Origin of the sequence: Pseudomonas gingeri (assembly GCF_013385425.1) — a bacterium.
Classification (GTDB): Bacteria; Pseudomonadota; Gammaproteobacteria; order Pseudomonadales; family Pseudomonadaceae; genus Aquipseudomonas; species Aquipseudomonas gingeri_D.
The window spans coordinates 94466-113388 of the sequence record NZ_JACAQA010000036.1; the positions used below are offsets into that span (position 1 = coordinate 94466).

19 protein-coding genes are annotated in these 18923 nt (G+C 60.5%); 10 read left to right on the forward strand and 9 right to left on the reverse strand.

Annotation, left to right across the window (positions count from 1 at the left end; all coding sequences use genetic code 11):
* Window positions 1-80 precede the first annotated feature (80 nt).
* From HX830_RS29220 to HX830_RS29235, 4 genes are all read left to right on the forward strand, one after another.
* Window positions 81-1007, forward strand: a complete 927-nt coding sequence (locus HX830_RS29220; RefSeq protein ID WP_177104134.1) for a response regulator — start codon at window positions 81-83, stop codon at window positions 1005-1007.
* Window positions 1008-1254: 247 nt separating this feature from the next.
* Window positions 1255-1587, forward strand: coding sequence for a type II toxin-antitoxin system RelE/ParE family toxin (locus tag HX830_RS29225; RefSeq protein WP_177104136.1), 333 nt, complete (start codon window positions 1255-1257; stop codon window positions 1585-1587).
* A complete protein-coding gene (locus HX830_RS29230) occupies window positions 1584-1889 on the forward strand; it encodes a helix-turn-helix domain-containing protein (RefSeq protein WP_177104138.1) in 306 nt (101 codons plus the stop codon). Before HX830_RS29225 ends, HX830_RS29230 begins: the two co-directional genes overlap by 4 nt.
* A gap of 64 nt (window positions 1890-1953) precedes the next feature.
* Complete coding sequence (locus HX830_RS29235; RefSeq protein ID WP_177104140.1) at window positions 1954-2847, forward strand: peptidoglycan DD-metalloendopeptidase family protein; 894 nt, start codon at window positions 1954-1956, stop codon at window positions 2845-2847.
* A 6-nt stretch (window positions 2848-2853) separates the two neighbouring features.
* Here HX830_RS29235 and HX830_RS29240 read toward each other — a convergent pair whose 3' ends face one another.
* The 3 genes from HX830_RS29240 to phoB form a co-directional block, all read right to left on the reverse strand.
* The gene (locus tag HX830_RS29240) at window positions 2854-4197 is read right to left on the reverse strand and encodes a hemolysin family protein (RefSeq protein WP_177104142.1); all 1344 of its coding nucleotides are present in this window, start codon (window positions 4195-4197) and stop codon (window positions 2854-2856) included.
* Between the two features lie 137 nt (window positions 4198-4334).
* Window positions 4335-5657, reverse strand: coding sequence for a phosphate regulon sensor histidine kinase PhoR (gene phoR / locus HX830_RS29245; protein WP_177104144.1), 1323 nt, complete (start codon window positions 5655-5657; stop codon window positions 4335-4337).
* A gap of 106 nt (window positions 5658-5763) precedes the next feature.
* A complete protein-coding gene (gene phoB, locus HX830_RS29250; RefSeq protein ID WP_003176964.1) occupies window positions 5764-6453 on the reverse strand; it encodes a phosphate regulon transcriptional regulator PhoB in 690 nt (229 codons plus the stop codon).
* A 154-nt stretch (window positions 6454-6607) separates the two neighbouring features.
* On the opposite strand from phoB, the gene HX830_RS29255 reads away from it, so the two are divergent.
* Window positions 6608-6985 (forward strand): COG4315 family predicted lipoprotein, encoded by a 378-nt coding sequence (locus tag HX830_RS29255; protein ID WP_177104146.1) that lies wholly within the window; start codon window positions 6608-6610, stop codon window positions 6983-6985.
* Between the two features lie 139 nt (window positions 6986-7124).
* Here the strand turns inward: HX830_RS29255 and ubiA are convergent, their stop codons facing one another.
* Window positions 7125-8015, reverse strand: coding sequence for a 4-hydroxybenzoate octaprenyltransferase (gene ubiA, locus HX830_RS29260; protein ID WP_177104148.1), 891 nt, complete (start codon window positions 8013-8015; stop codon window positions 7125-7127).
* Window positions 8015-8578, reverse strand: a complete 564-nt coding sequence (locus HX830_RS29265) for a chorismate lyase (RefSeq protein WP_177104150.1) — start codon at window positions 8576-8578, stop codon at window positions 8015-8017. The genes ubiA and HX830_RS29265 overlap by 1 nt, the downstream gene beginning before the upstream one ends.
* A gap of 203 nt (window positions 8579-8781) precedes the next feature.
* On the opposite strand from HX830_RS29265, the gene HX830_RS29270 reads away from it, so the two are divergent.
* The 3 genes from HX830_RS29270 to HX830_RS29280 all read left to right on the forward strand — a co-directional run bounded on the left by HX830_RS29270 (window position 8782) and on the right by HX830_RS29280 (window position 10605).
* Complete coding sequence (locus HX830_RS29270; protein WP_103499396.1) at window positions 8782-8949, forward strand: rubredoxin; 168 nt, start codon at window positions 8782-8784, stop codon at window positions 8947-8949.
* Between the two features lie 43 nt (window positions 8950-8992).
* On the forward strand, window positions 8993-10141 hold the full coding sequence (locus HX830_RS29275; protein ID WP_177104151.1) for an NAD(P)/FAD-dependent oxidoreductase: 1149 nt from the start codon (window positions 8993-8995) through the stop codon (window positions 10139-10141).
* A gap of 188 nt (window positions 10142-10329) precedes the next feature.
* Window positions 10330-10605, forward strand: a complete 276-nt coding sequence (locus HX830_RS29280) for an HU family DNA-binding protein (RefSeq protein ID WP_040071769.1) — start codon at window positions 10330-10332, stop codon at window positions 10603-10605.
* 468 nt (window positions 10606-11073) lie between these two features.
* Here HX830_RS29280 and HX830_RS29285 read toward each other — a convergent pair whose 3' ends face one another.
* From HX830_RS29285 to HX830_RS29295, 3 genes are all read right to left on the reverse strand, one after another.
* Window positions 11074-11355, reverse strand: coding sequence for a hypothetical protein (locus HX830_RS29285; protein ID WP_177104153.1), 282 nt, complete (start codon window positions 11353-11355; stop codon window positions 11074-11076).
* Window positions 11356-11357: 2 nt separating this feature from the next.
* On the reverse strand, window positions 11358-15803 hold the full coding sequence (locus HX830_RS29290; protein ID WP_177104155.1) for an RHS repeat-associated core domain-containing protein: 4446 nt from the start codon (window positions 15801-15803) through the stop codon (window positions 11358-11360).
* Window positions 15804-16060: 257 nt separating this feature from the next.
* Window positions 16061-16399 (reverse strand): hypothetical protein, encoded by a 339-nt coding sequence (locus tag HX830_RS29295; protein ID WP_247263079.1) that lies wholly within the window; start codon window positions 16397-16399, stop codon window positions 16061-16063.
* Window positions 16400-16571: 172 nt separating this feature from the next.
* Between HX830_RS29295 and HX830_RS29300 the strand changes: the two genes are divergently transcribed.
* The gene (locus HX830_RS29300; protein ID WP_177104165.1) at window positions 16572-17039 is read left to right on the forward strand and encodes a helix-turn-helix domain-containing protein; all 468 of its coding nucleotides are present in this window, start codon (window positions 16572-16574) and stop codon (window positions 17037-17039) included.
* A gap of 104 nt (window positions 17040-17143) precedes the next feature.
* On the opposite strand, the gene HX830_RS29305 is transcribed toward HX830_RS29300, so the two are convergent.
* Entirely contained in the window at window positions 17144-17566 is a 423-nt protein-coding gene (locus HX830_RS29305; RefSeq protein ID WP_152736644.1) for a hypothetical protein, read from the reverse strand.
* Between the two features lie 508 nt (window positions 17567-18074).
* Here HX830_RS29305 and HX830_RS29310 point away from each other — a divergent pair.
* Window positions 18075-18548: a Panacea domain-containing protein gene (locus tag HX830_RS29310; RefSeq protein ID WP_152736645.1), complete on the forward strand. Its 474-nt coding sequence runs from the start codon at window positions 18075-18077 to the stop codon at window positions 18546-18548.
* Window positions 18549-18923: the final 375 nt, after the last annotated feature.

Here is an 18923-nt window from a genome sequence, read left to right on the forward strand (position 1 = left end):
AAAAGTCCCGGTGTGACCAATCGCTGTTGGCAAATAGCCATTAGTCAGTATGCTAGCCGGGATTTTCAGAGGAATGGTCAATGAGTAAAGTCAGTGTTTTGGTGGTGGATGACGCGTCGTTCATCCGCGATCTGGTGAAGAAATGCCTGCGCAACTACTTCCCGGGCATCCGGATCGAAGACGCTGTCAACGGGCGCAAGGCCCAGGCGGTACTGGCTCGCGAAGCGTTCGACCTGGTGTTGTGCGACTGGGAAATGCCGGAAATGTCCGGTCTGGAGTTGCTGACCTGGTGCCGCCAGCAGGACAACCTCAAGACGATGCCGTTTGTCATGGTGACCAGCCGTGGCGACAAGGAAAACGTGGTTCAGGCGATCCAGGCCGGTGTTTCCGGTTATGTGAGCAAACCGTTTACCAACGAACAGCTGCTGACCAAGGTCAAGCAGGCGTTGCACAAGGTCGGCAAGCTCGACACCTTGATGAACAGCGCGCCGACCAAGGCCAACTCGGCTTTTGCCAACGACTCCCTGAGCGCCCTGACCGGCGGCCGGGCTGAAGTGGTCAGCCCGGCGCCGGCGCAAGCCCCTGCGGCGGCGTCCAAAGGCCTGCTCAGCAGCCCGCCCGTGCGTCCGACCACCGCCGCGTCGCCGGCAGGTGCAGCAGCGGCCTCGGGCGGTCGTGGCCAGGGCCAGTTGCGCCTGTCCAGCGGCACTCAGCAGTGCGTGATCAAGGCGCTGAGCATCAAGGAAGCTTTGCTGGTGGTGCGGCGTACCGAGATCCTGCCACAGGTGCTGGAAAACGCCGTGCTGGACCTGGAGCAGGGCGATAACGCCGAGATCGCCCGTTTGAACGGCTATCTGCATGCCATCGTCGCCCACGAGCCGAAGCCGGACAGCGAATGGCTGCAACTGACCTTCCGCTTTGTCGACCAGGACGCCCAGAAGCTGGACTATATCTCCCGCCTGATCGCCCGTGGCACCGCCCTGAAGCACTTCGTTCCCGGGGCTTGATACCCGCCTGACGGCGTGGTGGCTTTGCACACCGCGCCGTTTGCCTGACCTTCCTCCGATACTGACGCCTGCCCTCGGAACGCCTTTCGTCCGAATCCTTTCGCTCAGGTTGTTTTATATCTGTTTCGATATAATCTATTTAAGAGTCATGTGGGTGGTCGCCTTTGCGCCAAGCTTTGAAACAACCTCGCACCACGGATATCCCGTTCATTGATTAGTCTTTTCCTGTCAGCAACAGGAGAAGTCGATGCCAAGGCACAAGGATGTGGTGTTTGTAGGGAGCTCACTCAGGGATCTCAAGGCGTTCCCGCTGGATGCGCGAAGAGCCGTCGGTTTTCAGCTGGATCTTCTGCAGCAGGGTGAAGCGCCCTGCGACTGGAAGCCCATGAAGACGGTAGGCAAGGGTGTCTATGAGATCAGGGTGAGTGAAGAGAGTGGCGCATTTCGGGTGTTCTATGTGGTCAACCGGGCCGATGCCCTGTATATCCTTCACGCCTTCAGAAAGACCACCCAGAAAACGGAAACCCGGGATATTGAGCTGGCGCGGGCCAGACTGCAGGAGATAGGAGCAACGCTATGACCAACGCCATCAAGACTGAACGTTTCGCCTCTGTCTGGGATGCCCTTGAGGACACTCCTCGGGAGGCCGCCAACATGCGCCTGCGCTCCAAGCTGATGATGGAGCTGATCAATCGGGTCAACGCCTGGGAGCTGTCGCAAAAGGACGCAGCCAAGCGCCTGGGGATCACCCAGCCGAGGTTGAATGACCTGCTGAACGGCAAGATCGACAAGTTCTCCCTGGATGCGCTGGTGAACTTGTCGGAGCCGGCTCAATTGAACGTCGACCTGTGCTTTGGCCCCGGGACCATCCAGCTGGCGTGATTCACACAAATGCCCTGGCCACCTGCTAGTCTGGTCGCCATGTTTTATTCGGCGACTCTCGCTTATGCTCCTGCGCCTGCTGCTTTCCTGTGGTCTGTTGATGGCCGCCACCTCGGCTGCGGCCATGACCATCTACAAGTACACCGATGCCAATGGGGTGGTCTCCTACAGTGACCGCCCGGCGCCGGGCGCCCAGGTATTCGTGTTTCGTGATCGGATGGTCGAGCACCTGGAGCGTCAGGTACGCTTGGATATCCGCAAGCAGAAGGGCGTTGATGAGGTCTACGTGCGCAACGACCTCTATGCCCCGGTGGAGATCGAGCTGAGTTTCGGTGCCCTGAAGAACGTCAGCGGTGCGCCGCAGTCGATCCGCAAGGTCCTGCCGGCCCGCAGCAACCAGCGCCTGGCGCTGCTCACGGCGATTCAGGCCGGCGAGCCGATGCGCTACGTCCCGAGGTTCCAATACTTCCTGGGCGACCCTTCCGGGCAGGCCCAGGGCTACCGTTACCCCTTTCCCTGGCGTGGCGGGCCGTTTCGCCTGACCCAGGGGCCGAATGGGCAGTACAGCCACTTCGGCGCCAAGAGCCGTTACGCGATGGACATCGCCATGCCGGTAGGCACGCCGATCATCGCGGCGCGGGGCGGGGTGGTGATCAAGACCGAGAACGACCAGAGCGGCGGCGGCAAGAACCCTTCGGGCAACTTCGTGCGGGTGCTGCACGACGACGGCACCATGGGCGTGTACCTGCACCTCAAGCAAGGCTCGGTGAGCGTGCGCGAAGGCCAGCGGGTGGAAGTGGGCAGCCCGCTGGCGCTGTCGGGCAACACCGGCAACAGCACCGGGCCACACCTGCACTTCGTGGTGCAGCGCAACACCGGGATGGGGCTGGTGTCGATTCCCTATCAGTTCAGCCAGCCGCTGGAGGCGTTGCCGAATTTTGCCTTGAGAGGGAAATAACCCCCATCAGTCGAGCTTGAGGACCTTGGCCAGGATGATCTTCGGTCCTTTCATCTTCTTGATGATGATGCGCAGGCCTTCGACTTCCAGCACTTCTTCCTCTTCCGGCACCCGCTTCAGGGAGTCATAGACCAGCCCGGCGAGGGTTTCCGCCTCGATATGGTCCAGGTCGATGCCCAGCAGGCGTTCGACCTTGAACAACGGCGTATCGCCCCGCACCAGCAACTTGCCCGGCTGATAGGCGAGGATGCCGCGCTCAGTCTTGCGGTGTTCGTCCTGGATATCGCCCACCAGCACTTCGAGCACGTCTTCCATGGTCAGGTAGCCGATCACCTTGCCGTCGGCTTCTTCCACCAGGGCGAAGTGCGAGCCGCCCTGGCGGAACTGTTCCAGCAGGCGCGACAACGGCATATGCCGCGATACCCGCTCCAGTGGCCGGGTCAGCTCGGCGAGGTTGAACGACTCGGGAATATGGTCCAGGGCCGCCAGTTCCAGCAGCAGGTCCTTGATGTGCAGCAGGCCGACGAAGACGTTGCGTTCGGCGTCGTAGACCGGATAACGGCTGAACTTGTGGCGACGGAACAGCGCGAGGATTTCCTTGAGCGGCGCATTGCAGTCCAGGGTCACCAGGTCTTCACGGGAGTTGGCCCAGTCGACCACTTCCAGTTCGCCCATTTCCACTGCCGAGGCCAGCACGCGCATGCCCTGGTCGCTGGGGTCCTGGCCACGGCTGGAGTGCAGGATCAGCTTGAGTTCTTCACGGCTGTAATGGTGTTCGTGATGGGGGCCGGGCTCGCCCTGGCCGGCGATCCGCAGGATGGCGTTGGCGCTGGCGTTGAGCAGGTAGATGGCCGGGTACATCGCCCAGTAGAACAGGTACAGCGGCACCGCCGTCCACAGCGACAGCAGCTCGGGCTTGCGGATCGCCCAGGATTTGGGCGCCAGCTCACCGACCACGATGTGCAGGTAGGAAATGATGAAAAAGGCGGTAAAGAACGACACGCCCTTGACCACTTCGGCGGAGTTCACCCCGACGGCACTCAGCAGCGGCTCCATCAGGTGGGCGAAGGCCGGTTCACCGACCCAGCCCAGGCCCAGGGAGGCGAGGGTGATACCCAACTGGCAGGCGGACAGGTAGGCGTCCAGCTGGCTGTGCACGGTGCGCAGGATCTGCCCGCGCCAGCCGTTCTGGTGGGCGATGGCCTCGACCCGGGTCGAGCGCAGCTTGACCATGGCGAATTCCGCCGCAACGAAGAAACCGTTGAGCAATACCAGGATCAGAGCGAAAAGAATCATGCCGAAGTCGGCGAAGAGCGAAGCTAGGGTCAAGCTACTAGGGGAAGGGTCCATGATGGGGTTTTACGGGTTCCGTATTTCAATTTGAAGTAGGTGGGCTGAGGCCTGAAAGGCAGGCACAAGTCAACCAATGTAGCGGCAGATGCGCCCGTTGCCTAGTGGCCAGGCCCGACCGGTGTCCCGGCAAGGCCTCAGGCGGGCAGGTTGTGGGTGCTGTTGCGCGTCACCTGGACCGGGGCGAAATGGCAGGTGAAGGTGCTGCCATGGCCCAATACGCTGCTGATTTCCAGGCGGGCGCGGTGGCGCAGCAACACGTGTTTGACGATTGCCAGGCCCAGGCCGGTGCCACCGGTGTTGGAGTTGCGGCTGGAGTCGACCCGGTAGAAGCGTTCGGTCAGGCGTGGCAGGTGCTTGTTGTCGATGCCGATGCCCGAGTCCTGCACGCTCAGGTGCGCGCCGTGCTCGTCGCCCCACCAGCGAATGCGGATATTGCCTTCGGCCGGGGTGTATTTGACGGCGTTGAACACCAGGTTGGAGAACGCGCTGCGCAGTTCCGCCTCGCTGCCCTTGAGGCGGATGGCGCCATCGGCTTCCAGGGTGATGGTCTGGTTGCGTTGCCCGGACAGGGCCTGGGCATCGTTCTTGATCGACTGCAACAGCGTGTCGATGCGCACCGGCTGGTTGTCCGACGGGTAGTCGGTGGCTTCCAGCTTGGCCAGCAACAACAGGTCGTTGAGCAGGGTCTGCATGCGGCTGCCTTGCTGCTGCATCTGCTGCAGGGCGCGAACCCAGCGTGGGTTCACCTCCTGGACGTTGTCGAGCAGGGTTTCCAGGTAGCCGGAGATCACCGTCAGTGGCGTGCGCAGCTCATGGGAGACGTTGGCGACGAAGTCCTTGCGCATCTGTTCCAGCTGATGGATGCGGGTCACGTCGCGCACCAGCATCAGGTGCTCGTTGTTGCCGTAGCGGGTGATATAGAGCTGGATACGCAGGCGGTCATTGGTCGGCGAGGGAATTTCCAGCGGCTCGGCGTAGCTTTCCTGTTCGAAGTATTCCTTGAAGCGCGGATGGCGCACCAGGTTGGTGACCGGCTGGCCGCTGTCCTGGGGCGTCTTGAGGCCCAGCAGGGTTTCCGCCGCGCGGTTCCACCATTCCAGGTTGCCGTCGCTGTCGAGCATGATCACCGCGTCCTTGAGGGCGGCGGTGGATTCCTGGACCCGGTCGATCACCGCCTGCAGGCGCCCGCGCACGCGCTGGTCGCGACGTTGCAGGTGATAGATGCTGTCGAATACGTCGCCCCACAGGCCATAGCCGTCCGGCGGTGATTCTTCGGGTTTGTGATGGCGCAGCCATTGATGCAGGCGCAGCAGTTGCTTGAGGGTCCAGCCCAGGTAAAGCCCCAGGCCCACGGCCAGGCTCCAGCCGTAATACCCGCTGGCCAGGCCTGCCACCAGGCAGCCGGTGACCAGCAACAACAAATGGCGGATCAGGGTGCCATGCCAGTTTTGATTCACTTCAACATGCGTCCTTGGAGGCGAAGCCGTTCGAGCGACAAGCTTCAACGCTGCCAGTTTGAAGCGGCTCGGTTACCGATGTATTGCGGGTTGTTTGCAGCCGTTCTCAACCCTTGGTCGAGAAACGATAGCCGGTGCCGCGCACGGTTTGTACCAGATTTTCGTAGGCATCGCCCAAGGCTTTGCGCAGGCGGCGGATATGCACGTCGACGGTGCGCTCCTCGACATAGACATTGCCGCCCCAGACCTGGTCCAGCAACTGGCCACGGGTGTAGGCGCGTTCCTGATGGGTCATGAAGAACTGCAACAAGCGGTATTCGGTAGGCCCCATTTCCGCCGGTTTGCCGTCGATGGTCACCCGGTGGCTGATGGGGTCGAGCAGCAGGCCGCCGACTTCGATGGGGGCTTCGCCGTCGGTCGGGCCGGCCCGGCGTAGCACTGCCTTGAGGCGCGCCACCAGCTCCCGTGGAGAGAATGGCTTGGTGATGTAGTCATCGGCGCCGACTTCAAGACCCTGGATCTTGTTGTCTTCTTCACCCTTGGCGGTGAGCATGATGATCGGGATGTCACCGGTCAGCTCGTCGCGCTTGAGGCGCCGTGCCAGCTCGATGCCCGAGGTGCCGGGCAGCATCCAGTCGAGCAGGATCAGGTCGGGTTTGCGGTCGACGATGATCGCGTGGGCCTGCTGGGAGTTTTCCGCTTCCAGGCAGTCATAGCCGGCCATTTCCAACGCAACGGCGATCATCTCGCGGATGGGCGCTTCGTCGTCGACGATCAGAATGCTCCTGCCAACCATATCCCTTCACCCTCTTGTCATTTAACTGTCTTGCGCCGCATTAGATAACGAAATTATTGCAGACATGTGACAGCTTTTTTCCGCACGCCGCAATGGTCATATTCATGGGCTACGCTGGGGGTTCGAATCCTACAACCACAAAAGGAAGGTTCTTATGACTTACTCTTCGTTTTCGTTGAAAGCCTTGATGGTAACGGCGGCGTTAACGCTGCCGACCCTGGTTTTCGCGGCTGAGCCGGGCAAGATGGACCACGACAAGATGGTCGATAGCAAGGGCATGACGCTTTACACCTTTGATAAGGATGCTGGCGGTAAATCCATGTGCAACGACAAATGCGCCGAGAACTGGCCGCCGATGATGGCTCCCGCGGATGCCAAGGACGAGGGTGGGTGGACGAAGATCAAGCGCGATGACGGCACGATGCAGTGGGCGCATAACGGCAAGCCGATGTACACCTTCAAGATGGACGCCAAGCCTGGAGACGCCATGGGTGATGGCAAAGGCGGCATGTGGCACATGGCCAAGCACTGATTCACCGCAATACCTTGTAGGAGCAGGGCTTGCCCGCGAAGAGGCCCTTGAGACCGCTAAAAGCTTCGCTGGCAAGCCAGGCTCCTACAGGTTCCGTTGTGTCCTCTGGAACGGGTGCCTGGCTGGCGAGCGGGGTTGCTCAGCGCGCCGCGTAATCCAGCACCACACCCAGGAAAATCGCCAATCCCGCCCAGTGGTTGTGCAGGAACATCTTGAAGCAGAGCTGCGGGTCCTTGCCTCGGGTGACCCGGAATTCCCAGACAAAACATGCCGTGGCCGCTAAAAGCCCGATATGGAACCAGCCCCCCAGCTCGAACCGCGCCCCGGCCAGCAGCAGGCAGCCGAGCATCAGGCCCTGCAAGGTCAGGATGATCACCCGATCGGCCTCGCCGAACAGAATGGCAGTGGATTTCACGCCGATCTTCAGGTCGTCCTCACGGTCGGTCATGGCGTAATAGGTGTCGAATGCCACCGTCCACAGCACATTGGCGATATACAGCAACCAGGCCGTGGCGGGCAGGCTGCCGGTCTCGGCGGTGAAGGCCATCAGGATGCCCCAGGAATACGCCGCCCCCAGCACCACCTGCGGGTAATAGGTGTAGCGCTTCATGAACGGGTAGCAGGCCGCTACCGCCAGGGCACCGAAGGACAACCACACCGTGGTCGCGTTGGTGCACAGCACCAGCAGGAAACTGATTCCCATCAGCAGGGCGAACACCGCCAGGGCTTCCTTGCCGCTGATCCGCCCTGCCGCGATGGGCCGCTGCTCGGTGCGTTTGACGTGGCCGTCGACCTTGCGGTCGGCAAAGTCATTGATGGCGCAGCCGCCGGCGCGGGTCAGGATCACGCCGAGGGTGAAGATCAGCAGGTTGCCCAGCGACGGCACACCCTTGGCCGCGATCCACAGGGCGCTGAGGGTCGGCCACAGCAGCAGGTAAATGCCGATGGGCTTGTCCATGCGGGTCAGCTGGAGAAAGTCCCAGGCCCGTGGGTGCAGGCGGTTCATGGATTTGAGCAGGTTCAGGTACATCAGCAGTTCTCCCCACAGGTACTGACGGCGTGCCACAGGCTCGGCAGGAAAATCTCCGCCACCAGCAGGCTCAGCGGCCCGCGATTGAAACGTGAGCGGCGGCCCCAGAGATGATCGGCGCGATGCTCCGGCGGCAGCCAGGGCGCCGGGTAATGGCAGACTTCGATGGCCTGGCGTTCGAACGCCTGATCGCAGAACAGCAGTTCACCCAGTGAACGGCTACCCAACTCGTCCATATTCAGGCCGCCTTCGCGCAAGGCACTCTGCGCCGCGACGCTACGGGCGAACACCCAGGGCTGGCCGTGACCGCGCAAATAGACCTCGCGCACCCAACCCAGGCTTTCACCCGGCAACTCCAGCGCCGCGCACTCGTCGTCGCGCAACGGTTGCCAGCCTTCGAACAGCGGCGTGACACTGAAGGCGTTATCGGAAAGTGCTGTCAGACGACGAGTAAGAGACCCTTCGTCAAATAACCAGTCGAGGGTTGGTGCGTCTGGCGGGGTGGTCAGCCGGCTCTGCGTGAGCCAGGCGGGAGACGCTGGAACGGGGGCTTTGTGCGGCACGATGGGCAGTTGATTGGCAGCCAGTGAGGCGCCGAGCTTATCACAGGCGGTTCGGCCGTTTAGAGCGCCAGGCTGATCAACGCTGTCGATCGTGCTTGCATCGGCGGCCTTCGATCAGTACAAAACGCCCTGAGCCGGACGGCAACGCTGTGCCTATCGACTGTCCGTGCCGTTAAAAGCCTGGGAACCGAGGAAGTAACGAGATGAAGAAGTGGCAATGTGTGGTTTGCGGGCTGATCTATAACGAAGCCGACGGTTGGCCGGATGATGGCATCCTCCCCGGGACCCGCTGGGAAGATGTCCCCGCTGACTGGCTGTGTCCGGACTGCGGCGTCGGCAAGACGGATTTCGAAATGATCGAAATCGCCTGATCGATCAATTTTTAAACAGATGTCTATGGACTTGGAGAAAGGAATGAGCGCACCTGTCGTGATCGTCGGTACCGGGCTGGCCGGTTACAACCTGGCCCGGGAGTTTCGCAAGCTCGACAGCGAAACCCCGCTGCTGCTGATCACCGCCGACGACGGGCGTTCCTACTCCAAGCCCATGCTCTCCACCGGCTTCGGCAAGAACAAGGACGCCGATGGCCTGAGCATGGCCGAGCCCGGGGCCATGGCCGAACAACTCAAGGCCGAGATCCGCACCCACACCCGCATCAGCGGCATCGACCCGGGCCACAAACGCCTGTGGATCGGCGAGGAAGCGGTGAACTACCGTGACCTGATCCTGGCCTGGGGCGCGGAAACCGTGCGGGTGCCGGTGGAAGGCGATGCCCCCGAGGCGATCTTCCCGATCAACGACCTGGAAGACTACGCGCGTTTCCGTGCGGCGGCGGCGGGCAAGCAGCGTGTGCTGCTGCTGGGCGCCGGGTTGATCGGCTGTGAGTTCGCCAATGACCTGATCCTTGGTGGTTACCAGGTGGAACTGGTCGCGCCGTGCGAACAGGTCATGCCGACGTTGCTGCACCCGGCGGCGGCCGCCGCTGTGCAGGCGGGCCTGGAAAGCCTTGGTGCGCGTTTTCACCTGGGCCCGGTGCTGACCCGCCTGCAACGCAGCGGCGATCACCTGGAGGCGCATCTGTCGGACGGCGCCACCGTGGCCTGCGACGTGGTGGTCTCGGCCATCGGCCTGCGTCCGCGCATCGACCTGGCCGCCGCCGCCGGCTTGCAGGTCAATCGCGGGGTGGTGGTCGATCGCTACCTGAAAACCTCCCACGCCAATATCTACGCCCTGGGCGATTGCGCCGAGGTCGATGGCCTGAATCTGCTGTACGTCATGCCGCTGATGAGCTGCGCCCGGGCGCTGGCCCAGACCCTGGCCGGCAATGCCACCGCAGTGAGCTACGGCGCGATGCCGATCACCGTGAAGACGCCGGTGTGCCCGCTGGTGGTGTCGCCACCGCCCCGTGGCAGCGAAGGCGTGTGGACGGTCGAAGGGCAGGGCGCCGACATCAAGGCCCTGTGCCGCGACACCGGCGGCCGGCTGCTGGGTTATGCCCTGACCGGCGGCGCGGTGATGGAAAAACTGGCCCTGAACAAGGAGCTTCCGCCGTTGCTGGCGTAAATACCGGTCCTTCTGTCGTAAACACCCGCTTCTTGCCCCTACAAAGGTCGTAACGAGACTGGCGCGGGGCCTTGCCTCGTGCCATCCTCACTCCCGTCTGCCGCAGAGTAGAGCCTGCGGTGCCTTGGGCGCTGTTCCGGAAGAACAGCACGGACATAACAACAAAAAACCGTCAAAGAGGCTTCATTATGCGTAAACCAGAACTCGCCGCTGCAATTGCTGAAAAAGCGGACCTCACGAAAGAACAGGCCAGCCGTGTGCTCAACGCCGTCCTCGAAGAAATCACCGGCGCGCTGCACCGCAAAGACAGCGTCACCCTGGTAGGTTTCGGCACCTTTCTGCAGCGCCATCGCGGTGCCCGTACCGGCAAGAACCCGCAAACCGGCGAGCCGGTGAAGATCAAGGCCAGCAATACCGTCGCATTCAAACCGGGCAAGTCGCTCAAAGATAGCGTCAACCCGTAAGCGTCAGGTACCACTCCCGGAGCAACGGGAGCGCTGTAGAAAAAATGGGCACGCCGATAGGATCGGGTGCCCATTTTTCATTCTGGCGGTGCTGTCGCAAGGCCCCCCACTGTTCAGTGTCGAATCAACAATCTGCAGACGACCGGATGGCCATGTGGGAGCGGAGCTTGCGCGCGAAGAGGCCGGTGAGAACGCTAAAAGCTTCGCGGGCAAGCTCCGCTCCCACTTCAGGTACGTGTTCCGCCATCAGAATATCGTCGTGCCCAGCCTTTGTGTGCTGGCTTGTCGGGATGTCGCATCGCGGCGATGGTGGTCTCAGGGGCTCGGCAGTGCTGCCAAGCAAGCGGTTGCCGCCTCGACCACCACTTCCAGCTGGCGCTCCTCTGCGTGGGAAAAGTCACCGTATTGCGCCATGGCCCGGCAGGTCGAGAGCCGTTCCGTTGTTCCTGAATATCGTCCACCAGCGATTCAGGGCATGCGCATCAGCGCCGTGCGCAGGCGCCGAATCAGGATCGGGTCGCCCAGGCATTGTGTGGGCGTCAGGTTATCCAGTGCCGGGACAGGTTGCTCGAGCCACCATAAGCTTTCCTTGAGCCCTCTCTTGCCATAGAGAATTACGGCCATGTCCAGATGTCCGTCCATGGCGGAGGCCAGCTGCCGTGCCTGCTCATCGAGATAGTCCTCCTCGTAGAGGGTGACCAGCGCTTGCCAGCTGGCATCGCCGGGATAATCGTTTTCCAATTGTTCCATGATTAGAACCCGTCGAAGGCAATAAGGTTGGACCCGGTGGGATTTCGGGCAGAAGGGGCGAGTATTCCATCATAGCCGTTGGCCTTGGCCCAACTGCCCACCTGATGGGTCACGTCGTATTTGGAGCCGGTAATGTCTTTGAGTGACACGCCCAACTGATTGCGGACCTTGGCGTTGGTCAGGTCCAGTACATTGTCGAGTTGGACTTTCTTGCTCACCAGTATTCGTGTCGACAGGTCGACTTTCCAGTGGGTAACTTCCGCCATGGCGGTCTTGCGCGAGTTGGCCCCGTAGACGCCGCCCAGTCCGGCGTTGGTATAGCGGTGGGTTGCGGCGACGTTCCACTTGTGGGCCGTCCAGGTGGTGCTGACCCGGCTGGGTTCCTCGAAACGATACACGGTGCGTTTGACCTTCCGGCCGGGCGGCGGTGTACCGCATTTCATCAGACCCAGCGGGTCGCTCCAGCCTTGCGGGTTGGGGGCATACTGGTAGGCATTGAGGCCACCGGCCAGGCCCATGGGATCCGGTGTGGTGAAGCGTCCTATATCCGGGTCGTAGAAGCGAAAGGTGTTGTAGTGCAACCCGGTTTCACGGTCCAGGTACTGGCCCTGGAAGCGCAGGTTCTGCTCCTCGATGTAAGAGGGCTCGCGGACTTCTTCGACAGTGGCACCCCAGACCCGGTAGCGCGCTTGCCACAGCGTGCTGCCATCGGCTTCGGTCAGTTGCTGCGGCAAGCCGCTGGGATCGTTCTGGTAGTAACGCACCTGTTGGTGCGCGCCATGGCCATCCACCCGGGCCAGCGGCTCGTAGCTGTCATCCGCATAGAGGTAGAGGCTGCGCTGGTTGTTCTTCTGCTCCTGGAGCAGGCGCAGGCCATCCCAGGTGAAACGGGTTTCGCCGAGCAGATAACCGTTGTGATCATGCTCGGTCTTGGCAATACGCCGTCCCAATGGATCGTAGTGCATGCGGACCACGGTTTCCCGCGTGCCCTCCTGGCTCCGTACTTCGATCAAACGGCTCTCGGCGTCATAGGCAAAGCGTTGTAGCCGACGTCCGGCGCTGCGTTTTTCGATCATCCGCCCGAAGGCATCGTAGCGATAGCGCTTGTCCTGGTAGGCCAACAGGAGGTTGTGCTCGACCCGCCCGATACCGGCTGGCGGACTGTCGAGCAGGTTGGCGGCGGCGTCGTAGGTGAACGTTTCGCGCAGGCCCTGGACGTTGTCCTGGCTGGCAACGATCCGGCCGGTGGCATCGTAATGCAGCAACTGACGGTGTTCGCTGCTTGGCTGTCGGTCGCGACGGCTGATCAGGTTGTCGCTGGGGTCATAGTCGAAATGCTGCTGCACCGCTGCCGGCAGCTGCATGGGTTGGCCGACTGAACGGCGCGACCGTGAGCGCAGGCGTCCGCTGCGGTCGTACTCGCTGCGGGTGTTGATCTGGCCCTGGGTACGCAGCACTTCGCGGTGCAGGCTGTCGCGCTCGAAGTCGCTGATGACCTGCCCGTCGAGGTTGATCTGGTGCAGGTGACCGCTGCCGTAATACAACCGATTGAGCCAGCGGCCATCGGGTAGCTGCGTCTGGATCAGATTGCCCAGCTCGTCGTAATGATGCTGCAGGTTGCCCGCCGAACTCCGTTCTTCCAGCAATTGGCCGAGGGCGTCATAGGCGAAACCGAGTGTTTGCGCGTTGCCGTCGTTATCGGTAAAGGTGACGGCGGTCAGTTGGTCCAGTGGGTCATAGCTGTATTCGGTGCGCCCGTCGTCGGTGACCTTGGCGATCAGGCGCCCACAGGCGTCACGCTCGAGCCGGTGCACCACAGGCTCCATGGAGCGTGGCGGTACTGGTGCCGGGATGAGCTGCACGACGCTGACCTGGTTCAGTGCATCGTAATCGAAGCGACGAGCGCTGCCGTCCAGGTCCCGTTGCTCGGTCAGACGATTGTTGGAATCCCAGGCAAATTGGTAGCGCTCACCGTTCTCGTTGGTCAGGGCCAGCAAACGGCCGTAGTGGTCGTAGCTGAACTCCACTTGCCGTCCCTGGGCGTCGATCCGCTGGCGTACCTGGCCGCGTCGATCATGACGGTAGTGCGTGGTTTGCCCCTCGGGATCGGTATAGCTGCTGACCTGCCCGCCAGCATTGCGCCGATACTGATCGGCACGCCCGTCCGGCCACTGGCTGCCAAGCAAGCGGCCCAGGGCATCGTACCGATACTCCGTGCGTTCACCGAGAGCGTCGGTGACGCTGCTGAGCAAGCCGCGAGCGTCATAGTTCAACCGCGTGGGGTGGCCTGTGCAGTCGATGTGCTCGACCACCTGGCCGAAATTGTTCCAGCGTAGCTTTTTGCTCTTGCCGGCGGGGTCGATGATTTCTACCGTCTGACCGTGGGCATCGTGGCGATAGCGCGTGACCTGCCCCAGCGGGTCAACTTCCCTTGTGCAATTTCCACGCGGATCGTAGTGGTAGTGCCAACTGTTGCCGGCGCTATCGGTTTCCACTCGCGGCAGTGCCCAGTGTTCCAGCCACACGGTCGATTCGCTGCGACCCAGTGGGTCGACGGTTTCACTGAGGTTGCCGGCTTCGTCGTAGCTGAACTGGTATTGCCCGCCCCCGGGGTCGGTCGCGCCGAGCAACTGGCGTTCATCGTTCCACTCGAAGGACCAGGTGTGGCCCAGGGCGTCGGTGTAGCGGGTAATCTGGTGTTGCGGATTCCAATACCGGGTACCGACCCGCCCCAGGCCATCGGTGACACGGGTGATACCAGCGTCCAGGTCGTAGTCGAAGTGGTAATCGTCGCCATCGTCGGTCCAGTGCCGGATGACTCGCCATTCCCGCTCCTGAACCCTGGCCCACTGGTAGAAACAGCGCAAGCCGACGGGGAGTCGATGTTCGATCAGACGTCGCTCGGCGTTGTAGGCGAAGCTTCGCTGCACCTGCCCGGTGATATCGCGAACGTGTGCCAGATCACCTTGTACGTCGTAGTCGTAGTGCACCAGCACTTCGCGGGACTGGTCGGGATAGACGCGTTCGATCCGGCTGATTCGGCGTGGCCGCTGGGAGCTGTAGATCGGTTCCACTTGCACCAGATCGAAAGTGTCGCGCAGCCGAATCAACCGCCCCGACTCGTCGTAGTCGAGATAGATTCGGTTGTCGTTACGGTCGCCCAATTGGCTCAGGCGCAGACGGCCAGGTTCGCCTGGGGCTGGATCGAACAGTCGGTAAAGTCCCTCGTCGCTCTCGATCAGCAACTGGCCGTTGCCATGGCGCCGGACGCTCAGGCCTTCACCGGGACTGAACACCGCGCTGCCCGGTGCGATCGAGCCCATGTCGAGGCGGCGGGCCTGTTCGTCGATATAGATCAGTCGCTCGCCGCCTTCGGGGTGAGCCGTAATCTCGACGCAAACCTCATAAGGCACGCTCCAACCCGCCCCGAACAGCCCGTTGCGACGTTCGTCATGGCTGTTGTAGAAGCGTTGCCACTCCAGGGGCAGTAGCCCTGGCAGGGCGAAATCCAGGTCGTCGAGGCCGCCCAGCACCTTGGCCCCGGTGGCGGCGTGTACCGGGTTGGGCGAACCGACGATGGCATTGGTCAGCGCGCCGATGGCCTGGCTGGTGACGAAGGAGTTGACCCCGGCCAGCAACATGCACGGCAGGTTGCTGAGAAATTTGCCCTTGCTGCCCTTGAGCATCATCAGCGCGGTGATCGCCAGGCCGATGCCGGGTGTCTTGCCACTGCGGATTTCGCGTACCACCACCGAGCCGCCGCCGATGGTGACATTGGGTGAGATCAGCCCGGACGAAACGACGGTGGCGTCACAGGTGCTGCGGTCGCCACTGCGCACGGCGGGCTGACCGTTGATGCTGACCTTTTTCGAGCCTTCGGCGAGAAACTGCGGCGGCATCGGCGGATGCTTCATGCAGGTCACCAGGTCCAGCGGCTTGGGCACGGCGCCGGGGGCGGGCGTTGCCACCGTGGGTCGCCACATCTGGGCAAAGAAGCCCTTGGCGATATCCAGGTAGCTGGCTTCAGGGGCGGGTTCCTCGCTGTCCGGTGTACCGGCCGCTTCGACATGGGACGGCACCGCACCGGCGGCGCGGGCGGCGGGAATCGAGTTGATCAGGGTGTCGGTGGAGCCGGTGAGGATGGTGGCCTGCACCGTGGGCGGAAAGAGCGCGTTGCCGATGCCCTCGCACATCTTGCTCAGGCCCTTGTCGGCGCCGGTCTTGCTCATCGCCACGCCGACAATGACCCCGACCACGGCTCCGAGCACACAGGCCCCGAGCCCGCCGGTGGCGACGGTGATCCCGGTGGCGGCAACCACGGCTGCGGTGGCCAGTGCGCCGATGGCGACGTTGGCCGCGACCTCGAGCACACCGCCGAGAATATCGGCCATCATCGAGGTATGGGACAACGCGTCGCCCAGGCGGGCAGCCCAGAGCGGGTCAGACATGAAAGGTCATCAAGACAGGTGGTCCATCATCAGGTCAAGAGCGGTGCGGAGTATGAATGATCTGATGTTGGTGGGAAATTATTCCTACTGCGATTGCGGGGGTGGATCACAGTTGTCGAGCAAATAGCGGGCGCACGCTCTCACAAACGCCGCACCCGCTTTTGTGGGAGCCGGCTTGCCGGCGATGACGTCCGGATAGACGGCGCGAGGCTTGCGGGCCTCATCGCCGGCAAGCCGGCTCCTACAAGGGTTGTATTTCAGCCTGCATTCACCTGAAGCAGCTGCAACGGAGCATGCCTCTCGCCGGCCTCGATGAGCAGCCCATCGACCTTCTTCAGCGCCGTCAACAAGCTACCCACGCTGCGGGCATTGAGCCGCACGCCATCGGTGAAGGCCTTGTTGATCGAGACCATGACACTGGAAACGCTCTCGTCCGCCTGCGCCTCCAGCAAGTTGTCCCGCAGGTGAGTGATCAGCTCCTTGAAATGTGGATCGTCCAGGGAAAGGGGGGCTTCCAGATCGTGCTTCTTCAGGGTGCTGATCAGCAACCCCAAGGCCACGCTGGCCCGCATCAACGCTCTTTCTCGTGCATCCATTCGCTGTCTCCTGTGTCGAGGTCCGGCTCTAGTGACGACTCAAGGATAGACCACGCTGGGGATGGTGCTTTTGAAGGGGCGGGTGAGCGACGACTGGTCTGGTAGTAGCACTCTGCACCAGAGCGTTTCATTGTTTTTCCGTTGGGGCCGCGCGGGGTTTCGATCATTTAGGATGATGGTTTGGATATTTGAAAAATATATGATTCTCGTAGAGGGTATTTCCGCCATGTTTGAAAAGCTGAACGATCAGGTAGCAAGCTCTGCTCGGTTGTTATCCGAATGCCATGAAAAAATCAAAGATGACAGTGATCTTAAAGATCGAATGGCGTTGATTGATGAGCTTTACTCACATGCGGACAGCGAAGATCATGCGGCTGCGCGCTTTGCGGAGTTGGTGGCTGATCGTGTGTATGAATATGAGACCGAAACGGTTCTGGTCCCTTATTCCTCTCAGTCGCAAGCGTTGGCATTTCTGATGGATGAAAGAGGGATTAAGCAAAAGGATCTTTCTGCCATTGCGACTCAAAGTGCGATTTCTGAGATTTTGAACGATAAAAGAAAAATGACTGTTGCGCAGGTAAAGAAATTTTCCGAGTTTTTTAAAGTCCCTGCTGAATTTTTTATGCAGGGTGTTGTTTAGTTTGAGCGAGGTGTTATCCCGATAACGCGCTGAGAAATGACAGGCTGATTGTTACCGGGATTTTCAGAGGGGGCGGATAAGACTCTGCTTACCGCCTGGGAAGTTTATGAAGGCGACGCAGGATTGGGCGAGGACGAACCCTCCAGCAATGCATCCACCACCGCCCGAGCCACTTCCACCGAATGCAGCATGCCCCAGAACAGCGCTCGTTCGACGGGGTTGGTATGCAGGCTGATTTCGTCGCCATTGAGTTCCGCTGTTTCGAGCAGTCGCGACACGTAGGTCAGCGCATCCTGGGCATTGATGCCCGGTTGGATGGCAAACAGCGTGGGCTTGCAGGGATCTTCGGGGATGACGGGTTTGGAGGAAGTGACGGCGAGGGCACTGAGTAATCCTGGCGTATTTGCCGGACCCGACTCAGCCTCGCTGGAAGGGACGTCAGAGATTTTACGCAGATATACCGCCTTTTCGACCGTGCTAGGTGCTTGGCGAGTGAGAGGCAGATTGGGGGTAATGTTATTTGTCATTGTTAGGCTCCTTAAACAGCCGCTTTTGCGACGCTGTGTGCCTATTCACAACCGGGCTGCGAACCCCGTATCGCTGAGTTTTCGGCGACAAATAAACGGTAGCTTATCACTGGTGGTGCAGGCGATATCCCTCATACGCTGAAGTATGTGGGAAATACGAATATTTTTTGTGGGGTGTTTCATCTGTTGGCGGCGGGTGGGGCGAGCATGGTGTCGGATTGGTAAGTCTGTACCGCAGACTCCCATTTTTTTATTCGCAAAGTGAGCGTGTGATGAAACTTGCATAGCGAGCGGTACTCATTGCCGTGGCGTGAGTTATCAGGATTCGCCGCCTGTCCAGTGGGGCGTAGCGGTCATTTGTGATTCGCTGAGGAGATGGCGCTAGGGTTTGTAGGATAAGTGCTCCTGGAATGTAGAGCAAAAAATAGAAAGGACTCTCATGAAATTCGGTAGATTGACTCGCTATGGAGTGGGTGAGAATATGTGGTGGTAAACAGGAGGGATGATTATGGCGCTTCACAAAGCTCTGGATGTAGCGAATTGGTTTATAGCGAAGTGCGCTGAGTCGGGCGATCTCATTACACATTTGAAAGTTCAGAAGCTGCTTTATTATGCGGAAGCCTGGACTCAGACGCTTATTGGTAAAGAACTTTTTTCTGAACAAATTCAGGCTTGGGCTCATGGGCCGGTAGTTCCTGAAGTGTTTCAGGAGTTTAAGAAGCACGGATGGAATCCTCTGCCAGCTCCCGAAGATCAAAAAATCCCAGTCGTTTCCGCTGAGGCCGAAGACATACTGGTTCAGGTTTTTGACGCCTACGCTGACCTGCCTGCAAAAACACTTGAGGACATGACTCACAAAGATGCGCCATGGGTTAAAGCTCGAGGTAGTTTGAGCCCGGAGGAGCGCTGCGAGGTCATTATGCCAAAATCTGAAATTTGCGAATTTTTCAGAGCGAAGTATGCGGCGGAAATCGATGGCTAGCAGCAGGTTACCCAAGAATAAAGTAAGCGAGGAAGTAAGAATAATTGAGAAAGAAGACGTTGCTGCTACCACTGCGCTGGAAAGAAAAATATATGACCTTCCCGTCTTTAAGAAAGATGGCGCGCGTGAGGGACCATTAAATAAAAACCGTACGTGGTTTTAAAGTATTTCCAAAAAGATTGGGAGTGTTTCTCCGCTTGGACAAAAGATGAGCTTGGTCAATTTTCTAATTTTCTGGCAACACTAGGTAGGCATACGTGGGACAGCGTATACAGGAGTGGAGGCAAGGGCCGGAATAAAGCGGGTTTGGGTTGTACGCCCTATAAGGTTGAGGACATGAAAGCAGGTGGTCCTGTAGTGGTCTACTAACCCCGG

Coding starts and splice junctions, on each gene's coding strand:
- HX830_RS29275 (WP_177104151.1), top strand. CDS start 8,993: ATGAGCGCACCTGTCGTGATCGTCGGTACCGGGCTGGCCGGTTACAAC.
- HX830_RS29255 (WP_177104146.1), top strand. CDS start 6,608: ATGACTTACTCTTCGTTTTCGTTGAAAGCCTTGATGGTAACGGCGGCG.
- HX830_RS29270 (WP_103499396.1), top strand. CDS start 8,782: ATGAAGAAGTGGCAATGTGTGGTTTGCGGGCTGATCTATAACGAAGCC.
- HX830_RS29310 (WP_152736645.1), top strand. CDS start 18,075: ATGGCGCTTCACAAAGCTCTGGATGTAGCGAATTGGTTTATAGCGAAG.
- HX830_RS29295 (WP_247263079.1), bottom strand. CDS start 16,399: ATGGATGCACGAGAAAGAGCGTTGATGCGGGCCAGCGTGGCCTTGGGG.
- HX830_RS29235 (WP_177104140.1), top strand. CDS start 1,954: ATGCTCCTGCGCCTGCTGCTTTCCTGTGGTCTGTTGATGGCCGCCACC.
- HX830_RS29290 (WP_177104155.1), bottom strand. CDS start 15,803: ATGTCTGACCCGCTCTGGGCTGCCCGCCTGGGCGACGCGTTGTCCCAT.
- ubiA (WP_177104148.1), bottom strand. CDS start 8,015: ATGTACCTGAACCTGCTCAAATCCATGAACCGCCTGCACCCACGGGCC.
- HX830_RS29220 (WP_177104134.1), top strand. CDS start 81: ATGAGTAAAGTCAGTGTTTTGGTGGTGGATGACGCGTCGTTCATCCGC.
- HX830_RS29240 (WP_177104142.1), bottom strand. CDS start 4,197: ATGGACCCTTCCCCTAGTAGCTTGACCCTAGCTTCGCTCTTCGCCGAC.
- HX830_RS29300 (WP_177104165.1), top strand. CDS start 16,572: ATGATGGTTTGGATATTTGAAAAATATATGATTCTCGTAGAGGGTATT.
- HX830_RS29285 (WP_177104153.1), bottom strand. CDS start 11,355: ATGGAACAATTGGAAAACGATTATCCCGGCGATGCCAGCTGGCAAGCG.
- HX830_RS29230 (WP_177104138.1), top strand. CDS start 1,584: ATGACCAACGCCATCAAGACTGAACGTTTCGCCTCTGTCTGGGATGCC.
- HX830_RS29305 (WP_152736644.1), bottom strand. CDS start 17,566: ATGACAAATAACATTACCCCCAATCTGCCTCTCACTCGCCAAGCACCT.
- HX830_RS29280 (WP_040071769.1), top strand. CDS start 10,330: ATGCGTAAACCAGAACTCGCCGCTGCAATTGCTGAAAAAGCGGACCTC.
- phoB (WP_003176964.1), bottom strand. CDS start 6,453: ATGGTTGGCAGGAGCATTCTGATCGTCGACGACGAAGCGCCCATCCGC.
- HX830_RS29225 (WP_177104136.1), top strand. CDS start 1,255: ATGCCAAGGCACAAGGATGTGGTGTTTGTAGGGAGCTCACTCAGGGAT.